The organism is Mycoplana azooxidifex, from assembly GCF_014196765.1.
In the GTDB taxonomy this organism is placed as follows: domain Bacteria; phylum Pseudomonadota; class Alphaproteobacteria; order Rhizobiales; family Rhizobiaceae; genus Mycoplana; species Mycoplana azooxidifex.
In genome coordinates this window covers 1-17,395 of the sequence record NZ_JACIEE010000008.1, presented here as the reverse complement: position 1 = coordinate 17,395, position 17,395 = coordinate 1, and the positions used below count along the sequence as shown (strand labels likewise).

Sequence of the window (17,395 nt, the reverse complement as noted above, 5' to 3'; positions counted from 1 at the left end):
GATGAACTCCGGTTGGCATCCGCCATTTCTTTCGGGCACAATGATCACTTGCCCGACTGCGGGTGAATCACCTGTGGGACTTCATGAGCGCAATCACCCGTACCCAGATTCCGAAGCCAGCCAATTTCCAAGACTTCGAACGCCGATGCGCCGTCTGGTGGGAACACAGGTTGAACGACCGGAACCTCCAGCGCTGGGGGAGGAACGGTCAACGGCAGAACGGCGTAGACATCCATGGCATTATGGATGGCGACATCCGCAAGGGTGTCGGCATCCAGTGCAAGCTCAAGGATGGGCATGCCGAACTCACGGAGGCGGAGGTCAAGAAGGAGTTCAAGGAGGCTTTGAGTTTTCGTCCGAAACTCAAGGAATTCCATATCCTGACGACGTCGCCGACGGACACGAAGCTCCAGAGGCTTGCGCTCGAACTTAGCGTCGAGCAACAGGAACAGGGGAATGACATCCGGTTCCTTGTATGGGGATGGAACACGATCAGCGACGAGGTCGGCCGACACCAGGAAACACTACTGGCGTTCGATGAAAGCTACGGGGTGTTCGGTCGCCAGCAGCAAGAGACCCTCAACACACAGACGACCATACTTACTGAAACCCGTGAGGGCGTTCAGACTATCGTCTCGCTGCTTCAGATGGGTAAAGGTACAGTGGACTCGACCGTCGAGATCGCGCTGGCCGTGGAAAAGCACCTGGATGCCGAGATCGATGGCTACCGAGATGCCAACAACGGCGGGCAGCGGGTAGCTGCCTTAGGGCATTTCATGCGATTGTTGGAACGAGTGGGAGACACTGCCAGCGGTCGCATACTGTTCCGTATCAAGGCGAACATCGGCGCATGCAATCTCAACCTCGGGGATGACGAAGCTGCAATCAAGTGGCTTCTCGAAGCATACGATCACGCGCCCAGTGAACCGAAGGCTATCTCGAACAAGGCCCTCGCCCTTCTTCTCCAGGAGAATTTTGATGAGGTCCTCGAGATGGGTCGCCAGAACTTGGAGAGCCAGGTGGCGGACCCAATGCTCTCTTCACATGTGATTCAAGCGGCAAGGTTCGGGGGATTCGAGGGTGACCCGCTAGCACTGGTGCCCGAAAAAGACCGTGACACGGAAGGCGTAGTGATCGCGCTTGCGCTCTACCAGCGCGGGAGGCGCGACAACGCATGGCGAACGACGTCATGGGACGCCGCGGATCGGTTCCCCAAGGAAGCCCGTGCGCGCCAACTCGGTGCGGAAGCTACACTCGACGAAGTAATCGGCGAGAGCGGACTGATGAGCCATGCCGCTGTTACCTTTGCGGACAGGGCCAGGCTTGAGGAAGTGGCAAGAGTCCTCCGTGAACTGTGGGAACACGAAAAGGAAGCCGAGGGTCGTTTCGACGAAGCGGATATCGCGCTCTGCGGGAATCTAGTCCTCGCCTATCGAGCGTTGGGCGACTTCGTTTCCGCTATGGACACGCTGAAGTACGCGCTGTCACTGTCCGAAATCGACGACGAATTCATTCTGCGCGCCAGCGTCACCGCGATGGAAGCAGGAGACCCTTTGCTGGAGGAACTTCTGCCGCGCATGGCCGACGGCGAAGTTAAGAACCTGCTGACCGTACAGAATGCCGTCACCAAGGGCGATTGGGGGCGACTGGCTGACCGCGATCCCAGCGACGATCGATATCCGGAGTCCGAGGTATTGGTATGCCAGACCGCCGTAAGGCTCGCAAAGCTTTGGAAGACGCCAGGCAACGAATGCGCGGCTGCGCTCACCCGCATCGTTGCTGACGTCGAGGGTGACGTCCGGTCAAGCGTGCTCGTCGCGCAGTTCTGCGGCACCAAAGGCTCCCCGAGCCTCGCCGAAACGGCATGGAAGAATGCGCTGTCACTGATCCGAGACGACACTCACATTTCAAGCAGAACGATGGCCGCCATGTATGCGGTCAAGCATGGCTTGTGGTCTGATGCTGCGAACCTCATGTACGGTCACGTTGCTTTGGATCAGGATGGAGAAGAACTTCGCGCCCTGTCGTCGGCTCTGGTGCAGGAACGCCCAATAAAGCAGAGGGCCGTCGACTTTTTCACGGCGCTGCCTTCCGAAATACGCACCCTTCCACGCTATCGCTACATGGAAGGGTTGATGGAATTCAACCGCGGTGACCTTCCCGCTGCGGAGGCGATTTTCAGGTCAACTCTCTCAGTAGCTCCAGACCTTCAGGTCCTCGGCATGACGGTGATGGCCCTTCGGCGTCAGAATCGCGAGCCGGAGATATCGGCCCTACTCGACCACTTTAACGTCGAGGAACTGGATGGCACCCCCATCGAGAAGATGACGATTGCTCATGAGATGCGTCGGGCTGGCCGTGAAGCAGAGGCCCTTGATTTCGCCTACCCTGTCCTCCGCGAGAACCCGAATGATCCAGAAGTCAACGTGGCATACGCCATCCTCGTCTTCTCGATGCAGAATTTCGGCGATCTGATCGCGGCTCCAACGGTAACTAACGGAACGTGGGTACGCCTGTCGGGTAGCCAGGAAAAGGATTTCGAGTTCGTAGTCGAAGAAGGTGCGAACGACCCCAAGGGCGGTTATCTCGCCCTTACCCACCCTTTGGTTGCTGCTGCGGCTGGCAAAGCGGCGGGTGACACGATCACCATGCCGCAGCAGTTCGGCGACGACATCACTTGGACGATCGCCGAGATCAAGCACCGATACCTGTACGCCTTTCATGACGTTCTGGCGAACTTTCAGACGAAATTCCCAGATGCCCATGGGATGTTTTCGGTCTCTATAAAGGACGACGATCTTTCGTCGGTAATAGAGCAGGTCCGCCTACTCAGCGAACGCGGCGAGAAGGCCATAAACCTCCATGTGAAATCTGGTCTACCGATCCAACTGGCCGCCGGCCTTTTCAACGAAAACCCCATTGCCTTCGCTCTCGGAATTCGAGACACCGAGTACGACGTACGTTGTTGCCAAGGAATTGAGTACGAACGCACTGCTGCCTTCGAGATCATCGCAAAGTCGGGCCGCAGTGGCGTCGTTATGGATGCCCACGCCGCTTGGACAGCTGCGACGCTCGACATTCTCGACCTAATTTTCTCGCTTCTCGGCCCGATATACATTCCTCAGTCAGGGCGCGACGACCTTCTCGCTTTCCGCGGCTTCGATGAATTCCATACAGCACCAACCATGACGTTGGTCCACCGCAACGGGGAAACCTATCGTCAGGAACATACTCCAGAGGCGATAGAAGCCCGCAACCAGTATGTCAGCCAACAACTCGAAAAAATCGAGAAGTCCTGTGCGGTCGTCCCTGCCATCGCCCCGAACCAGCTTTCCGCTCTTGAGGATATGATCCTTGAGAAGTGCGGTGATCGGGTGATGGACGCGATATTTCTTTGCACTGGTGATCGTATTCTCATTTCGGACGACCTGGCCTACAGGCAGTTTGCCGCGCAGACCGTGCAGGCGAAGAGCACTTGGTTACAGGCAGTGCTGTTGTACGCCCGTGAGACCGGGGAGATTAGTGAAGAACGGTATGCCGAAGCTGTAATCAACCTCGCATATGCACGCCATTCTCCTGTCGCCGTGGACGCACGCCTCTTGAAGACGGTTGTCGAACAGGACCCTAGCGGGGAATTGAGGACATTGGAGGCTGTGGCCCGCTACATCGGCAACGCCAACGCTGACTACGGTTCGCACATTGGCGTTGTCAGGGATTTCATCATCGCTTCCGCGTTGGATCGAGATATGGATCGGCTGAGGCGTCAACGGGCCATCAGTATCCTCGTGCGTAACCTGATTCGGCGAACCGGCGAAAAGTGGCACTGGGCAATGGAAAGATTGACCGATGGGCTGCCGCCTGCGGACAGGGAATATCTTCATCAATGGATGAAGGGACACTTTCTCAATCCGTGGCAGGTTTACGGTCTACGGCGAGCTATCAAAAGCTACGTCCTTCGTGAAGTCTTGGCTCGAGTTAAAGGCAATGCGGAGACAACCTCCGTTCGGGAACTGCCAGGACCAAGTGTCCCGGTGCTTTCGGGTGGCCCCTCCCCGCACACAGCAGCAGCTGGCAGAACGCCTCTGATCTCCAAGCGAAAGCGTAGGCGGCGCAAACGTTAGAGGGCCAGCTTGAGCCTGTCCGACCTCCTCTTCCCTTTGTTGTAGTCGGAGCGTCGCTTCAGGAACTCGCCCTCGCGTTCCAGCAGCTTCGAAAACAGCTCGTCGAGACCTTCGGTCCACTCGGCGGCATCGAGGTCGAAAATGAAGACCGGGCCATCCCTTGCAGGAGCGACTACCGCAGTAACGGTTCGAGTCTTCAAATCATAGCTGATCGGCATCACCGAGAGCCGTGTCGTCATCCCGACTGTCTGTCCGCCTGCCATCGGTCGGTCCGAAAACAGGAGCGCGGGGAGCCGCGCTTTCGCGACAGCTTTCAACTGTTCCCAGAATTCGATGAGCCTGGGGTCCGATGCGACCGCTGGGTCTTCCGTCAGGTCCAACGCCTCCATGACCTCGGCCCTGTTGTAGATCGTATCGACAAAACTCCGGGCATGCGATCTTACGAGTGGCGTCACGCCCTTTTCCGCCATGAGATCGCGAAGCCTGTATTTGGTGATCCCGAGGCCGCCACAGATATCAGTGCTACGGGTGTATGTCCGCTGAATGGCATCGACGTCTTCCCTCCTGAACGCGTGAAGACGAACGTAATTGCCCTGCGGCACGAGGATACCCATCTTCATCATCTCCCAGACCGTCTCCTTGCGGAAATTCAGGAGAGCCTGGACGTTAGCGAGGGATAGCCAAGTGGGATCGGCCGTCACGCGCGGGCGCTTGTTCGTCTTGCCCGTATCGATAACGAGGGCCCGGAACCCGTGTACGTCAGGCTTGCGACCCGCGACCTTTACCTCGCCTTTCAGAACCTTCACCGCAAGATCACCATGTTGAAGTCCTGTTTTGGCGAGGGCGTAGGCATGGAAGGGCTTAGATGTCAGCACGTTACCCGTTGCGGGAAGCGCGTCGAGCTGTCTCAGGACGTCGTCCAGATCAGGGACATGGAAGCGAGGCCCGAGATACTCCCCGACGCGGAGTTTGACAAAACGCCGGACGAACCCTGCCCTGATCAGGGCGTCCATCCCGTGCTCACTGATGTTGAGGCGATCTGCCGCGACTTGCCGATCGACGAGCTTGGCGACGAAATCTAGGATCGGCGGGATGTCGGCCTCAATGAGAGGTTTTCGCTTCTTGAAGCGATGCACGCCAATAGTCCTGGCGATCTGGGCGACAGAACTGGCGTCAATTCCGTAGCGGTCCTCTACCTCCTGCGTCGTGACCCGTCTCGAGTTTACATCCCGCTCGGCGATGATGCTTCCTGTGGGACGCAACTCGGCCGATACAGCCTCCTCCATCGCACGCACGACCACCGTCCGCATCTCGGCGCTGAATGTCTGGCCTGCAGTCGCGTACGCCCTGCCAAAGCATTCCTTGATAGTGGTGCTTGCGTCGAAGCCTGGAATGCGCCTGACCAGCGGACGAAGAGCCTCGGCAAGCTCCGCATGCGTCCCGCGGATCATCGAGAAGCCGACTTCGGCATCCTCCAGTTTGATCTCGGTTCCAATCTTCGCCTCCTTTCCCAGGACTTCGCAAACAGGCAACACGTCGCAAAGATCGAAGCGGTCCAGGACTGGAGCAGGCAGCCTCTCTTCGAAGCCAAGCCTGCCAAGCAGATAGTGTGCGAAGGTCCCTGCTTTGAGTTGGCCTTCAGCTCCTGGCCGACCGAGCGGCGTGCCGTCGGCGTTTTGGGAGAAGTCTGTGGCGTACCAAGGTAATTTGTTGCCTTTGGTATCCTGGTCGACGATTTCGTCGCCATGGTACGGGCAACACTTCAGCGAGAGGAAATCGAACCAGACCCGTCGATATGGCTTCTCGGAGATGCAAGCTGGGCACCAGCGAGGAGGAGTGATGGCAACGTCCGAAAGGCGGACGCGCTCGCCGCAAAGAACGAACAGTCCTCCTTTACGGATCGGCGTCGCCCATTCCATTCTCCGAAGAGCCTCGTCAGACAGCGGCAGGCGCTTCGTCTTCCGCAGCGCCTGCTCTGGAGACAAGGAGAACAGGCTAAGATCATTGGCAGCATTGAAATCGGCAATGCTCTCATCACCGTTTTGGCCTACGGTCCTGGCGAACCAGCCCAACAGGCTTTCATCGCGTTCGAAGGGGAGGTCCCAACGCATGAAGGGTAGTCGGCGCAGATCGAAGTCAGACATCGTCAGTCATCCTCCCCATGGAATGCTTCCTGGTCGAACAGGAGAACGTGTTTGACGGCGGCCGCGATGTGATGATCCATGATGCATGCGGCTTTGGCCGTGATGGCTGTTCTGGCCGCCCGCTTGATGACGCTCATTGTCAGGCCCACCGAGCCTCCGCTTCCAAGGAAAAGGCGCTCGACTGTCGCTGGATTGCCAAGGCCCGATTCCTTCGCGAAGGGCAGACGTTGATCGACACCCACGAGAAACGCCTGGTAGTGGCGGGCTTCCGTTGCGGCATCGAACTTAGGAAGGGGCTCGAGGAAGCCCGTCCGTCTCGCCAACTGATACTCTGCCTTGACGACCTCCTCCAGGTGAGGAAGGCCAGCGAGCAGGACGTTGGCAAACTGCGCGTCCGCGATCTGTTTCAACAAGCTGTAGTTTTCGTCGTAGTATCGCTTCTGGTGAAACAGGAAATGAGCGTCATCGATGATGATGAAGACGGTCTCATACTCCAGTAGCCGCTCCACCGCCGAGGCGGCCAATTGGTCGACGTTCTGCCTTTTGGTTCCATTGGACTTGCCCGTGGCTGCGAGCAGCGCGCGTGCAAATCCGCCGGCCTTCCACCCTGGCAGCACCTCGATGTAGATGACAGGGAACCGCATGCGGTCGCCCTTTGGTGGGGTGATTGCCTTCTGATAGAAAGACTTCAGCATGAAGGACTTGCCATTCCCCGACTCTCCGAGGAGCAGGCCCAAATCACCGATCTCGGCCGGACCAGCGTCGCCAACGGGTTTGTGCCACTCCGAGACGGCGTCCTGGACGTCAAGAAAGCGGTTGTAGGGATAGAGTAGGTCTCGAACGAAACGGAGGCGTTCGCCATCGTCAAGTTTGAAGACCTCTTTCCTCGTGATCTCGTCGAACGGGGTGGTGTGAAACTGGGGAAAGTGGATCATTTTCAGCCCTTCCTGCTGTTTTCGAGGCGGCGAACCATTTCCTTGAGGTCGCCCTGTTCGAGGTCGAGGGATGCATGGATGGATTTCGCGGCCCCGCGTTTCTTCTCGGGCTTGGAGACAGCGACCGTCTTGCTGGAGCTTGTGGTTGTCTTTTCCTTCGCCTTGCGGGACACGGGGTCGCTGGTGTGGGCCTTGCCGTCGGAGTAGGAGACCTCGGCTCGAGGGGTTTTAGGCGGCACCGATGGCGCGTCGGCTTCGGACCCGCTTTCCAGCGGCTCGACCTCGAACGGGTCGTCCCAATCGATTTCCATGTCGCCGAGGTCTTCGCTGTAGGGCATTTCCACAACCTCACCGTGGACACGTCTGCCGACGAGATCATGGTGGTAGGAAGCAAGCGCGTGGGCGGTGCCCGCCTTCTTGCGCTCCATGTGCATTTTGTCGAGCACGTCCATGTGTTCGTTCAAAGCGTCCATCAGTTCGACGGTATTCTCGGCCGCGCGCTTCATCTTCCGCTTGAAGTGCTTCTTGGCCTTGTTGTGCTGATAGAGACGCAGGCCGTTGGCGTACGCCCTGTCTCCGTCACAGACAGGAACCTCGATCACGGTCCTATGGAAATGGTCGACGAGCCACATGCGGCCGAGATCGGAGGGATCACGGTAGCCGACAAACTTGGTGGTATCGACGCCTGGAACGGCGGACCTGTGCCTATGGTCGAAGCTGGGAACGAGCAGCGCTTCGCTGTAATAGGTGATGCAGTCCCAGCGAACCTTGCCATCCTGGATCGTGATGTCGCCACGGCGGTTGCCCGTAAGTCGGACGAACGTCTGAGGATTGATCGGCCTGCGCGCCTTCACATTGCGGATGTCCTCGTTCCAGATGGCCTGGGGGATTCCAGGCATCAACCTGGTAGCGCCAAGGCCGATGTGCGGGTTTACGTGATAGTCGGCGCAGATGAAGACGGTGATGAAGTGCTCCAGTTCGGAAAGCGTCAGGATAGGCTTTCCTGCCTCCTTGTCTTCGAAGTCCTTGCGCCTCGTCGGGTTGTGCTGGACCGAACCGCGGATGTTGTTGACCAGGTCCTCGAGGGTCAACATCATCCGCTCGACGCCGCCCTTGGTGTTGGGCTCGCCTGGGCGCGTCTGTACGAGCCTGATGCCGAGAACATCGCAAGCGTGCTTGACGTCGGCGGCGCGCAAATGGGGATCGTTATCGATCAGCAGCCTTTGAGGCTTTCCGTACATCGGCCACGACAAGCCCGGGTACCTCGACATGTTCTTCGGGTAGATCGCGTGCCTCAGGCCGTGAATGAAAGCCTCGTAAGACGGGTTTCCGAAGAAGATCGAGAAACCGAGGATGGCCCCCGATTTGCGATCCCTGAACAGGATGATCTTGGGGCGGCCGTAAAGCAGTGGCCGCTTGTCATCGATGACGAAGATGTTCAGTGTCGTGTAATCGGCCTCGACCTCGTCCAGAATGGCGTCTGGCAGCGGACGTCGCGTCGTCATCGGGTTTTTGCGGCGGGCTACTTTGACATCGTGGCGCAATTCATCCTTGGTGAAGTCATCTGGTGCCGCCAATCTTCGGGAAAACCAACTGTTATGAGGTTTCAGCTCACCAGCGGGGGTGAGGACGTGCTTGCGCAGTTCCGCGTACCTCGGTTTCTTGAGCTCCTTCCGCACAAGCCGCTTGAGCGTGCGATAACTTCCCTTGGGTTGGCTCCATGTCGCCATGACGCACTTCGTCACAAGACGCTCGAATGCCTCGCCGTATGCCTTGGTCGTGTTCCCGCTGGAGGTCGGAGGCACCAGTGAAGAAAGCAGGTCGAACGGCGCGGCCTCGTAGATGTCGCGGTACTTTTTGTATGTGGTCACGCAGATCGGCTTATCGCCGGTCTTGCGAGCATGGTCCTCCAATGCCGCCCTGATCTTGGCTTCCGTCATTCGGATGTTGCCGTTATCCGAGGCTTCCTGGACGGCGTTGAGGTAATCCAGCATCCTGTTCGCGGAAGCGGTCTGCTCCGGAGTTAGCCCCATGTCGGGGGGCGGACGCCGCCCTGGTTTCTGTTCCCCGTTGACGACCAGACGTCCCGCTTTTTCCAGCACCGCGAGTTGCCAGTCCGTTACCCGGGTCTGGTTGTCGGTCTTCACATGTTGAATCGTGAACACTCGCCCGAGGATTTCATCGTAGTCGATCGACCGGACTTGGAAGGCGGCGGCGTTGATCTTCTTCTCGCCGAGGATGCTGATGACTTCGTTCTTTTGGAGATCGATTGGCTGTACGTCGGCGTGCTGGCCGTCGTCGGTGGGAATCTTCAACTCCTTTGCCGTCATGGCAGGGCGGAGAACTTCGAAATTCACAAACGAGGCGGCGGGTTCGAATCTGGACATCAGATGCTCCTTTGCTTCCAGGTAACGAGGGATTGGTCGGTGATCTCGCGGCATTGATCGATCCGGAGTTCTCCGGCGGCGGCGAGTTGCATGATGGCGGTGTAGGCCCGATCAACGTCGCGAAGCGGCTCGGTGAATGGTCGACCTCCAGGGTCGAGCATCCGGTATCCGACCCGCCTGAGGACTGCGGCTTCAGACAGAGCGGCGATGGTCATGGGAGGGGTCAGCTCCGTCACCAGCCATCGAATGCGCGCCTTGGCACGCTCGTCGCGAACATGGAGGTGACTGTAAATGTGCCGACGATTGTAGAGCAGTGGTCGGCCGTGCAGCACTTTCTCGCTGATCACCGTGTACATGGCGTCGAGTTGACGCGGGACCCGGTACTTCATGGCCTGCGTCCGAAGCTGGAACCATGTTTCGTCGTGATGGGAGACCTTTTCGACATCGATGTAGGTGCGTCTGCCACCCTTCCACCGGATGGCGAACTCGATGTTATGCTTCATTTCCTTGATCGAGCCGTCTCGCCGTGTACGAGACCATTTGATTTCGACGGGGTAGTGCGAGATCGCCTCGACGCGAGGATCGGTCTCCCAGAAAATGACAGCATCCTCGGAAAGAGGCTGGCGGACCCGGATCGACGTGCCCCGGCATTTGGAGCTCGGTACGTTCACGGGCATCGCCCCGTTGTGCACCACGGCAGGGACTGTGTGTACGGGAACGTGGTCGGGTTCGAAGCCTGTCCTCATCGACCGCTCCTCGTACATTCGAGACTCGCGAAGAAACGCTCGATGCTGTCCTTCTCGCTGGGCCTCCCCACATGGCAGGCGACAATGCACCGCGTAGCGTGATCGATCGCGACGGTGACCTGCCACCCAAGAACTGACGTGCTGTCGATGTCGAGTTGCCGAGTCGTGGGAAGACCAGTTGTTTCCGCTTTCATGACAATGACTCTCCTATGCCGCTGACGCTGTGCGTCGCTGCTGGTTGGACTGAAATGGTTGCAATTGGGGCCTGACGGACTAAGGCGGCGGCCGAGCGAGATGGGCCAACGACTGTCCGCGACCGCAGGCGGAGGAATTATTCACCAGGACACGTCCTCCTCCGCTTCCTCTCGGCGACAAAGGTCAGTCTCGAGCCGGACATCGCCGTTTGCGAACATCGCGCGGATGAGACCGCCCGAATTATCAACTAGAAGAACCTCCGGGATGCCGTAGTTGGCCCAAAGGTCGGTGGACAGTTCTTCGGCAGGTTTGAAGGCGTCCTTGGGTACGAACATGACATACGTCTCCTGTTCCGCGGGCGCAGGGCCGTCGCGGATGAGTGAAATCGGAAATCCGGCATGCGGCTAAGCACCCGCACTCGGCGGGGTACGCTGAATTACTGCAAGTATATGAAGGTCGGGATCGACGATGATCGCACGGCCACCACTAGGATCAACGAACGCTGATCATATTCGGTGCTGGGCTGTCCAAACTCTCGTCATCGTGGTCTCTCCGGGTCGGGCGGTATAGGTTCTTCGCTCCGATGGAGGTGGAACATAAGAAGAACGCAACCTGCAGTCAACCGGGCTCCCGGATAAATTGTCAGCAGCCAACGCCGCGCAGATTGCACGCGTTAACGCGGCGCTAACCGTTCTGGATTACCGTCCAACTGTCTTTGTTTGTGTCTCGACCGATTTGCAGAGAGGTCAGCCACACCGACTAGAAAGGGGCCATTCTGAAGATGGCCCCTTTCTCATTTTCGGGTGCCGCAATCATTTACTCCTGTTTCGGGTGTCTCGCCGCCCCTTTTCGGCACCCGCCTAGAGTAGCGGATAAGCCGAGTGAAGCCGGAGCTGGTTAACAAAGCGTATATCCCAAAGGCTGCCTCTGCGCGTAAAAGTGGCCTTACGATTTGATGCAACCTGACGATTGGCGGCCGCCTGCCGGACCAAAAGGTTAACACGTCGCCCCGAAAAGGTCGTACGCGCGTCTTGAGCGTCCTAGCCGGGTCTTCCTCGCGAAGTCCGGAATTCCTGGTGCCTCGGCTCCCAAAGGTATCCGCGTGTGAAAATGGATCGCCCGCGTTGACGTGAGTTCCCCGAGCCCGGTACGAATGCCCCCATGCTCAGGACCCAGACAGACATCGCTCGGCGAATAAGTTGATCTTACCGCCCAAGGTGGGCCGCAGATCGTCGTCAATGTCAAATGCGAGTAATCCGATGGGAACCTTATATCGCGTGAATGGAATCGTAGCTCCCCAGCTAGCTCGGGCCATCACTGATTTCTATCCCCGGGCCACTGTGAAGGCGGAGGGTAACATCTCTTTCAGATCGCAAGTTACCCGAGACCTCGCCTGCCTGTTTGACGTTGATCCGGACATTGTTTCTTGGACTTCCGCGACGCCGGTCGATGATGAGGACCTCGACGAACCTCCTTTCGACTTCATCATCAGAGACCGCTTCGGCAACCCAAAAGTGGTGGATGCGCCGGACCGTGCGCGTCGCCGCGATGCCTTCGTGGCTACCCGAGCGGCCGAGAAAATGGGATGCGGATATCGGGGCTATTTGGCGAACGAAGTCTATTCGGGCTTTCGACTGAAGAACGCCCGTGATCTCCTGCGCTACGGCAACTACGAAGTCGGCCTTAACGATCGTGTTCGGTTATTGGCGGCCCTTGACGAGCACACCACCCTCACGGTCGCCGAATGCCTCGGCGCTTTCCAAGAGGTCAAACCCATGGCGGGACTTGCCTCGATGATCCTCCGGGAGTTCGTGCAAGTGGAATTGGATGACGAGCTTATCGGACCTCGGACGGCGGTGCGGCGAATAGCTGGGTGACAGCTGCACGCCGTTCCTGAATTCTGCTCGAGGTCCAACAATGCAAAGCTCTTCATATGCAGCTCGCCGTCGGGCACGTATCGATGATGAACTCACTCTCTCGTCGCACGTAGCCCTCGCAATCATTTCACGCGCAATCAGGCCGATGCTAAAGCGGTCACGTCGTTTCGTCGCCAGTCTCGTACTCGATGACCAGGCCAACCATGGAGCCTTTCGTGTCGCGGGCCTCCGTGTCTTGGACAAACCTAAGGCGGCGGATGAATTGGATTTCGCCAACAGCTTCGACGTCATCAGTATCGACACCGTTGAGGATGCGGCTTCCCAGCTTGGCAAGCTTCGGTACTGCGAACGAGCCATCGTCCTGTTGAAGCACAAGGACCTGGTGACGGACGAACTTATCGCAGCATCTGACGTCGTCGTCGCCATTCCTCCTCCGACAGGCGCGGACTTCATGATTGCCGCTTGGCGTATGGGGTTCGGGAGGATCAGCAGAGAAGATGCGGCATTCCTTGCAACCCAGGACCTCGGCAGGGTGTCGTTGGCATTCCGGATTGGTCGATCGGCGAACGCGGTTATCGGAAGACTTCGTCGTCTGAACACTCCGGGCGAACAGTCCGCATCAACACCGGAAACGGCTGGCCCGAGGTTGGAAGAACTCTCCGGCTACGGCGAGGCGATGGTATGGGGAATGGACTTGGCGCAAGACCTCGCCGACTGGAAGACGGGGAAACTTGACTGGAGCGCGATTGATCGCGGGGTCTTGATTTCTGGGCAACCAGGTTCAGGGAAGACACAATTCGCCTCAGCTCTCGCGCAGTCCTGTGGCGCGGCGTTTGTCGCGACCTCGGCTGCTCAGTGGCAGAGTCACGGTCATCTCGGCGACATGTTGAAGGCAATGAGACGCTCATTCAACGAGGCTAGGAAGGAATCGCCGACGATCCTCTTCATCGATGAGTTTGACAGTATCGGCGACAGGGCTTCGGCGTCGGGCGACAACGCCTCTTATCAACGACAAGTCATCAACGCCCTGCTGGAGTGCGTGGATGGCGCGCAGGAATTGGAAGGCGTGGTGGTTGTCGGGGCAACCAACTTCCCAGAGCTGATCGATCCGGCACTATTGAGACCGGGCCGGCTCGAGAGGCAGTTCGAAATCAAAATGCCAGACGCTGTGACCCGCGCTGATATCTTTAGATTTCATCTCGGTATCGACCTCCTGGATGCCGACCTGGGCGAACCCGCCAAATGGTCCGAGGGTTGGTCGGGCGCGGACATTGCCAAGTGTGTAAGGTCGGCCCGTCGAGTGGCGCGCCGCGGTAAGCGTCCTTTGACTATGGCGGACCTAATGGCCGCGATGCCGGAGAGGAATCCGATCCCGCTCGACGTCTTGAAAATGGTCGCGGTCCACGAGGCCGGCCATGCGATTGTGGGTGTCATGGTGGAAGCGGACCGACTGCAGTCAGTAACAATTTCCGAGACGGTGTCGAGCGCGATCAGAACGCAAAGCCTTGGCGGAACCCTGTTCGAAGAGCGTTTGTTCGAAAGACGGACTTCAACCTTCTTCGACAACAAGATCGCGGTACTGCTGGCAGGCATGGCTGCAGAGAGACTCGTTTTCGGAGAACATACGAACGGGTCCGGCGGTCATATGGAATCTGACCTCGTCCGGGCTACCGAACTGGCGACAATGATGGAAGTCAAATGGGGCTTCGGGTCTATGATTTCCTCACAGGCGGCCGAACGGACGGGCGAACTTGAGCGCCTTCGGGATGTAAGACCGAGGTTGGCGCAAGACGTCGAGGCTCGATTGAAGGCGCAGTACAAGCGAGTGGAGAAAATGCTCAGCGAGCGCATCGGGGTCTTGCGAAAGGTCTCCGACGCCTTGGTCAGGCAACAGTCGTTAACTGGCGACGAGGTCCGCCAGATCGTATTCGGATCACACCGCTCAATTAAAAAACTCGCCATTGATCTCTCCAACGACGTCTTTAATTAGAGCGACTTCAATTTTACTTAGAAAAATTCCAATCAGTGCTTCATGGCTGAGGTAGTAACCACGTCTTTTTAAACGCCCACCCCAGGAAAATAGTTAACGCCGGCCGAGGTCTCATCGGGCAGAGCAAGCGGGATGATAGCCAAGAACCCGCCAAAAACCAAAAAAACGCGGTACCAAAATTATTTTGAACCGATGTGAAAAAACCGCCTTTCTGGCGGTTTTTTTGTTCCTCCCTCCCAACGAGCCGCAAAAACTCGCGAATCAAAGGCGAATTGGATAGCCCTACTCAGGAGACCATGATGGGCAATTTTTGGAGTTCGAACCGCGCTTTCTGCAAAATATAAAAAATTGACATAGCGCCAGAGCAATGTATTATTCGCATCTCTCCCAAGTTCAGTTGCCATTTTCACAAGGGTAGTTGCCGGGCCGCAGCCAGTCCCGCCCGGCCATGCCGTCGGTGATCGGCGAGCGCAGCCTTGCCGCCCGGTCGGCCGGGCTCGCATAGTACCAGTCGTATCCCTCCCCGGCCGCGATCTGGCCGCGCATGGCCGCCGCGTCGTCTGCGAGGCGAAAGCCGTCCGGATTGCCGGTGATCGCATCGCCGTCGCGCCAGTCGGAGAGCGGCATGTAGTTGTCGATGCCGATCGCATCGATCGCCTCGGACGCCCAGAGGGGATCGAGGTTGAAATGCACCTCGCCGCTGCCGTCCGCCGGATGGTAGCCGAAGTATTCGCTCCAGTCGGCGCCGTAGGTCAGCTTCGTCTGCGGCCCGACGATCGGGCGAACGTCGGTGGCGAGGTCGCACAGCGCCTCGACGAAGGCAAACGCGCCCGCCCCGTCGCGCACCTGCGTCAGCCCCCGTAGTTCGGAGCCGACGATGAAGCCGTCGACGCCGCCCGCGGCTTCCGCCAGCAGCGCATAGTGCAGCACCATCCGCCGGTAGACTTCGCCTGCAGTTGGGGAAGTCCGTATGCTCGAACAGATCGATATTCATGGCGTCGCCACCTACGTGGGACCGCAGCAAACCCTGGTCGGACTTCGGCAGGTGAATTTCATCTATGGTGCAAATGGCTCTGGGAAGACGACGATATCCCGGGTGATCGCGTCACCGGCTAACTATCAGTCCTGCAGCGTGCGATGGGCGCAAAATCTGGCTCTCGAGTGCCTAGTCTATAACCGAGACTTCGTGGCGGATAATTTCACCTCGCGGATGCGAGGTATCTTCACCCTTGGCCAGCAAGACGCCGCGATTATCGCGAGGATCGAGAACGCAAGACATGAGGCTGCGACGCTTCAAGACGATATCAATCGTAGGCGTGCCGTCCTTGAAACTAAAAACACAGAACTCGACGAACTCAACAACAGCTTTCGGGAAGAGGGCTGGAAAACGAAACTCAAGCACGAGAACGTTTTCAAAGAAGCGTTTCAGGGCGTCCTGAATTCGAAAGAGAAGTTCGCCGAGCGACTGATCAAGGAAGACTCCGAGAATCAGGCCGAGCTGAAAGACCTAGCAGAGCTTTCCGAGCGGGCTACGACCCTGTTCGGCCCGACCAAAGCGCATGCGACGCTTCTGCAAGCCCCCGATGGTTCTCGTTTGGTGGAAATTGAATTAGCTCCGATTCTCGCCAAGAGAATCGTCGGAAAGGAAGACGTAGATATCGGTCCCTTGATCAAGAAGCTCCGCAACAGCGATTGGGTGAAGGCAGGTCTTCAGTATTTCCATGACGACCGCTGCCCGTTCTGTCAGCAAGATACCGATCACGCATTCCGCGAGAAGATTGACGAGTATTTCGATGAGCAATACCAGGCGGAGATCGACGTGATCAGTGGCCTAATCGAGAGGTACACGGCACTTTCAGATGCCGCCCTCACACACGTCGAAGCTTTGATCTCTTCAGGTTCCGATCACCTTGACATTCCCCTAATTTCCCGATTGCACGATACTCTCCAATTGTCATTAAGCCACAATGCGCAGCACCTCGAGAGGAAGAGGAAGGAACCCAGTGCTGCGGTCACGCTCGAGCCGGTCGCGACGATCCTCAAGGAAATCGAGGACGCAGTCGACGCCGCAAACATTGACGTTCGGCGTCACAACGATCTCGTAGACAATCTCGCGACCGAGCGCGCGGCGCTGGCAATGGACGTCTGGCGGTACATTCTCGAAGAAAACTGTCTTCTCCTAGCAACCTACCGCGGACAACGCCAAAATCTGGTTTCGGCTCAACAAGGTCTAAGCCAGAGCATCGAAGCGAAAACAGCTGAACAAAGGACAAAAGTCACGGAACTGCGCGAGCTTGAGAAGTCCGTCACCAGCGTCCAACCCACGGTCACGGCGATAAACCAGCTACTCACATCATTTGGATTTAGAAACTTCAGGCTGGCTACTGCGGGCGAGAATGAGGTCTTCTACAAGATAGTCAGGTCGGACGGCTCGGACGCGGGAGAGACTCTGAGCGAGGGGGAAAAGACGTTCGTCACCTTCCTCTATTTCTACCACCGCATCAGTGGAAGCATGTCAGAGTCGGGTACGAGGTCCAATCGCATCATCGTATTTGACGACCCCGTTTCGAGCCTTGATAGCGACATCCTGTTTGTCGTCAGCAACTTGATCCGTAGGGTCATCGTGCGGGCTTGCGATCCGACCAGCACGATCAAGCAGGTGTTCGTTTTGACCCACAATATTTACTTCCATAAGGAAGTGACTTTCGACCCCCAGCGGACGGGAGAGCGTCGGGCATTCGAGACGTTCTGGGTTGTCCGAAAAGGCACAGGGCATTCGGAACTGGTCAGCCACGCCACCAACCCAGTGAAGACGACTTATGAGTTGTTGTGGCAGGAAGTCAGGGACGAAAATCGGTCCAATCTAACGATCCAGAACACCCTCCGACGCATTCTGGAGAACTACTGACCTGCCACTGAACTTTCATCCAAAGGCGATTAGAGTTTCGGCGTTTTTTGATACGCCAGTTGGCGCGGTGTGAGCAACCGGTGGCAACGCGA

9 protein-coding genes and 1 pseudogene are annotated in these 17,395 nt (G+C 57.7%); 4 read left to right on the top strand and 6 right to left on the bottom strand.

The window, feature by feature from the left end:
• Positions 1-83: 83 nt before the first annotated feature.
• On the top strand, positions 84-4,121 hold the full coding sequence (locus tag GGQ64_RS18880) for a tetratricopeptide repeat protein (RefSeq protein WP_183806882.1): 4,038 nt from the start codon (positions 84-86) through the stop codon (positions 4,119-4,121).
• On the opposite strand, the gene GGQ64_RS18875 is transcribed toward GGQ64_RS18880, so the two are convergent.
• The 5 genes from GGQ64_RS18875 to GGQ64_RS18855 form a co-directional block, all read right to left on the bottom strand.
• Positions 4,118-6,265: a TniQ family protein gene (locus GGQ64_RS18875; RefSeq protein WP_183806881.1), complete on the bottom strand. Its 2,148-nt coding sequence runs from the start codon at positions 6,263-6,265 to the stop codon at positions 4,118-4,120. The genes GGQ64_RS18880 and GGQ64_RS18875 overlap by 4 nt on opposite strands.
• Positions 6,266-6,267: 2 nt before the next feature.
• Positions 6,268-7,200 (bottom strand): AAA family ATPase, encoded by a 933-nt coding sequence (locus GGQ64_RS18870; protein ID WP_183806880.1) that lies wholly within the window; start codon positions 7,198-7,200, stop codon positions 6,268-6,270.
• Between the two features lie 2 nt (positions 7,201-7,202).
• The gene (locus GGQ64_RS18865) at positions 7,203-9,587 is read right to left on the bottom strand and encodes a DDE-type integrase/transposase/recombinase (RefSeq protein WP_183806879.1); all 2,385 of its coding nucleotides are present in this window, start codon (positions 9,585-9,587) and stop codon (positions 7,203-7,205) included.
• Complete coding sequence (locus tag GGQ64_RS18860; RefSeq protein ID WP_183806878.1) at positions 9,587-10,333, bottom strand: hypothetical protein; 747 nt, start codon at positions 10,331-10,333, stop codon at positions 9,587-9,589. Before GGQ64_RS18860 ends, GGQ64_RS18865 begins: the two co-directional genes overlap by 1 nt.
• A gap of 335 nt (positions 10,334-10,668) precedes the next feature.
• Complete coding sequence (locus GGQ64_RS18855; protein ID WP_183806877.1) at positions 10,669-10,863, bottom strand: hypothetical protein; 195 nt, start codon at positions 10,861-10,863, stop codon at positions 10,669-10,671.
• 924 nt (positions 10,864-11,787) lie between these two features.
• Between GGQ64_RS18855 and GGQ64_RS18850 the strand changes: the two genes are divergently transcribed.
• A complete protein-coding gene (locus GGQ64_RS18850; protein ID WP_183806876.1) occupies positions 11,788-12,405 on the top strand; it encodes a hypothetical protein in 618 nt (205 codons plus the stop codon).
• A 262-nt stretch (positions 12,406-12,667) separates the two neighbouring features.
• Positions 12,668-14,395 (top strand): AAA family ATPase, encoded by a 1,728-nt coding sequence (locus GGQ64_RS18845; RefSeq protein ID WP_183806875.1) that lies wholly within the window; start codon positions 12,668-12,670, stop codon positions 14,393-14,395.
• 429 nt (positions 14,396-14,824) lie between these two features.
• Here GGQ64_RS18845 and GGQ64_RS18840 read toward each other — a convergent pair.
• Positions 14,825-15,343: pseudogene (locus tag GGQ64_RS18840) on the bottom strand (baseplate megatron protein TIM-barrel domain-containing protein); the annotation flags it as partial.
• A 22-nt stretch (positions 15,344-15,365) separates the two neighbouring features.
• Between GGQ64_RS18840 and GGQ64_RS18835 the strand changes: the two are divergent.
• The gene (locus tag GGQ64_RS18835; RefSeq protein ID WP_183806873.1) at positions 15,366-17,303 is read left to right on the top strand and encodes an AAA family ATPase; all 1,938 of its coding nucleotides are present in this window, start codon (positions 15,366-15,368) and stop codon (positions 17,301-17,303) included.
• The last annotated feature ends 92 nt before the right edge of the window (positions 17,304-17,395 follow it).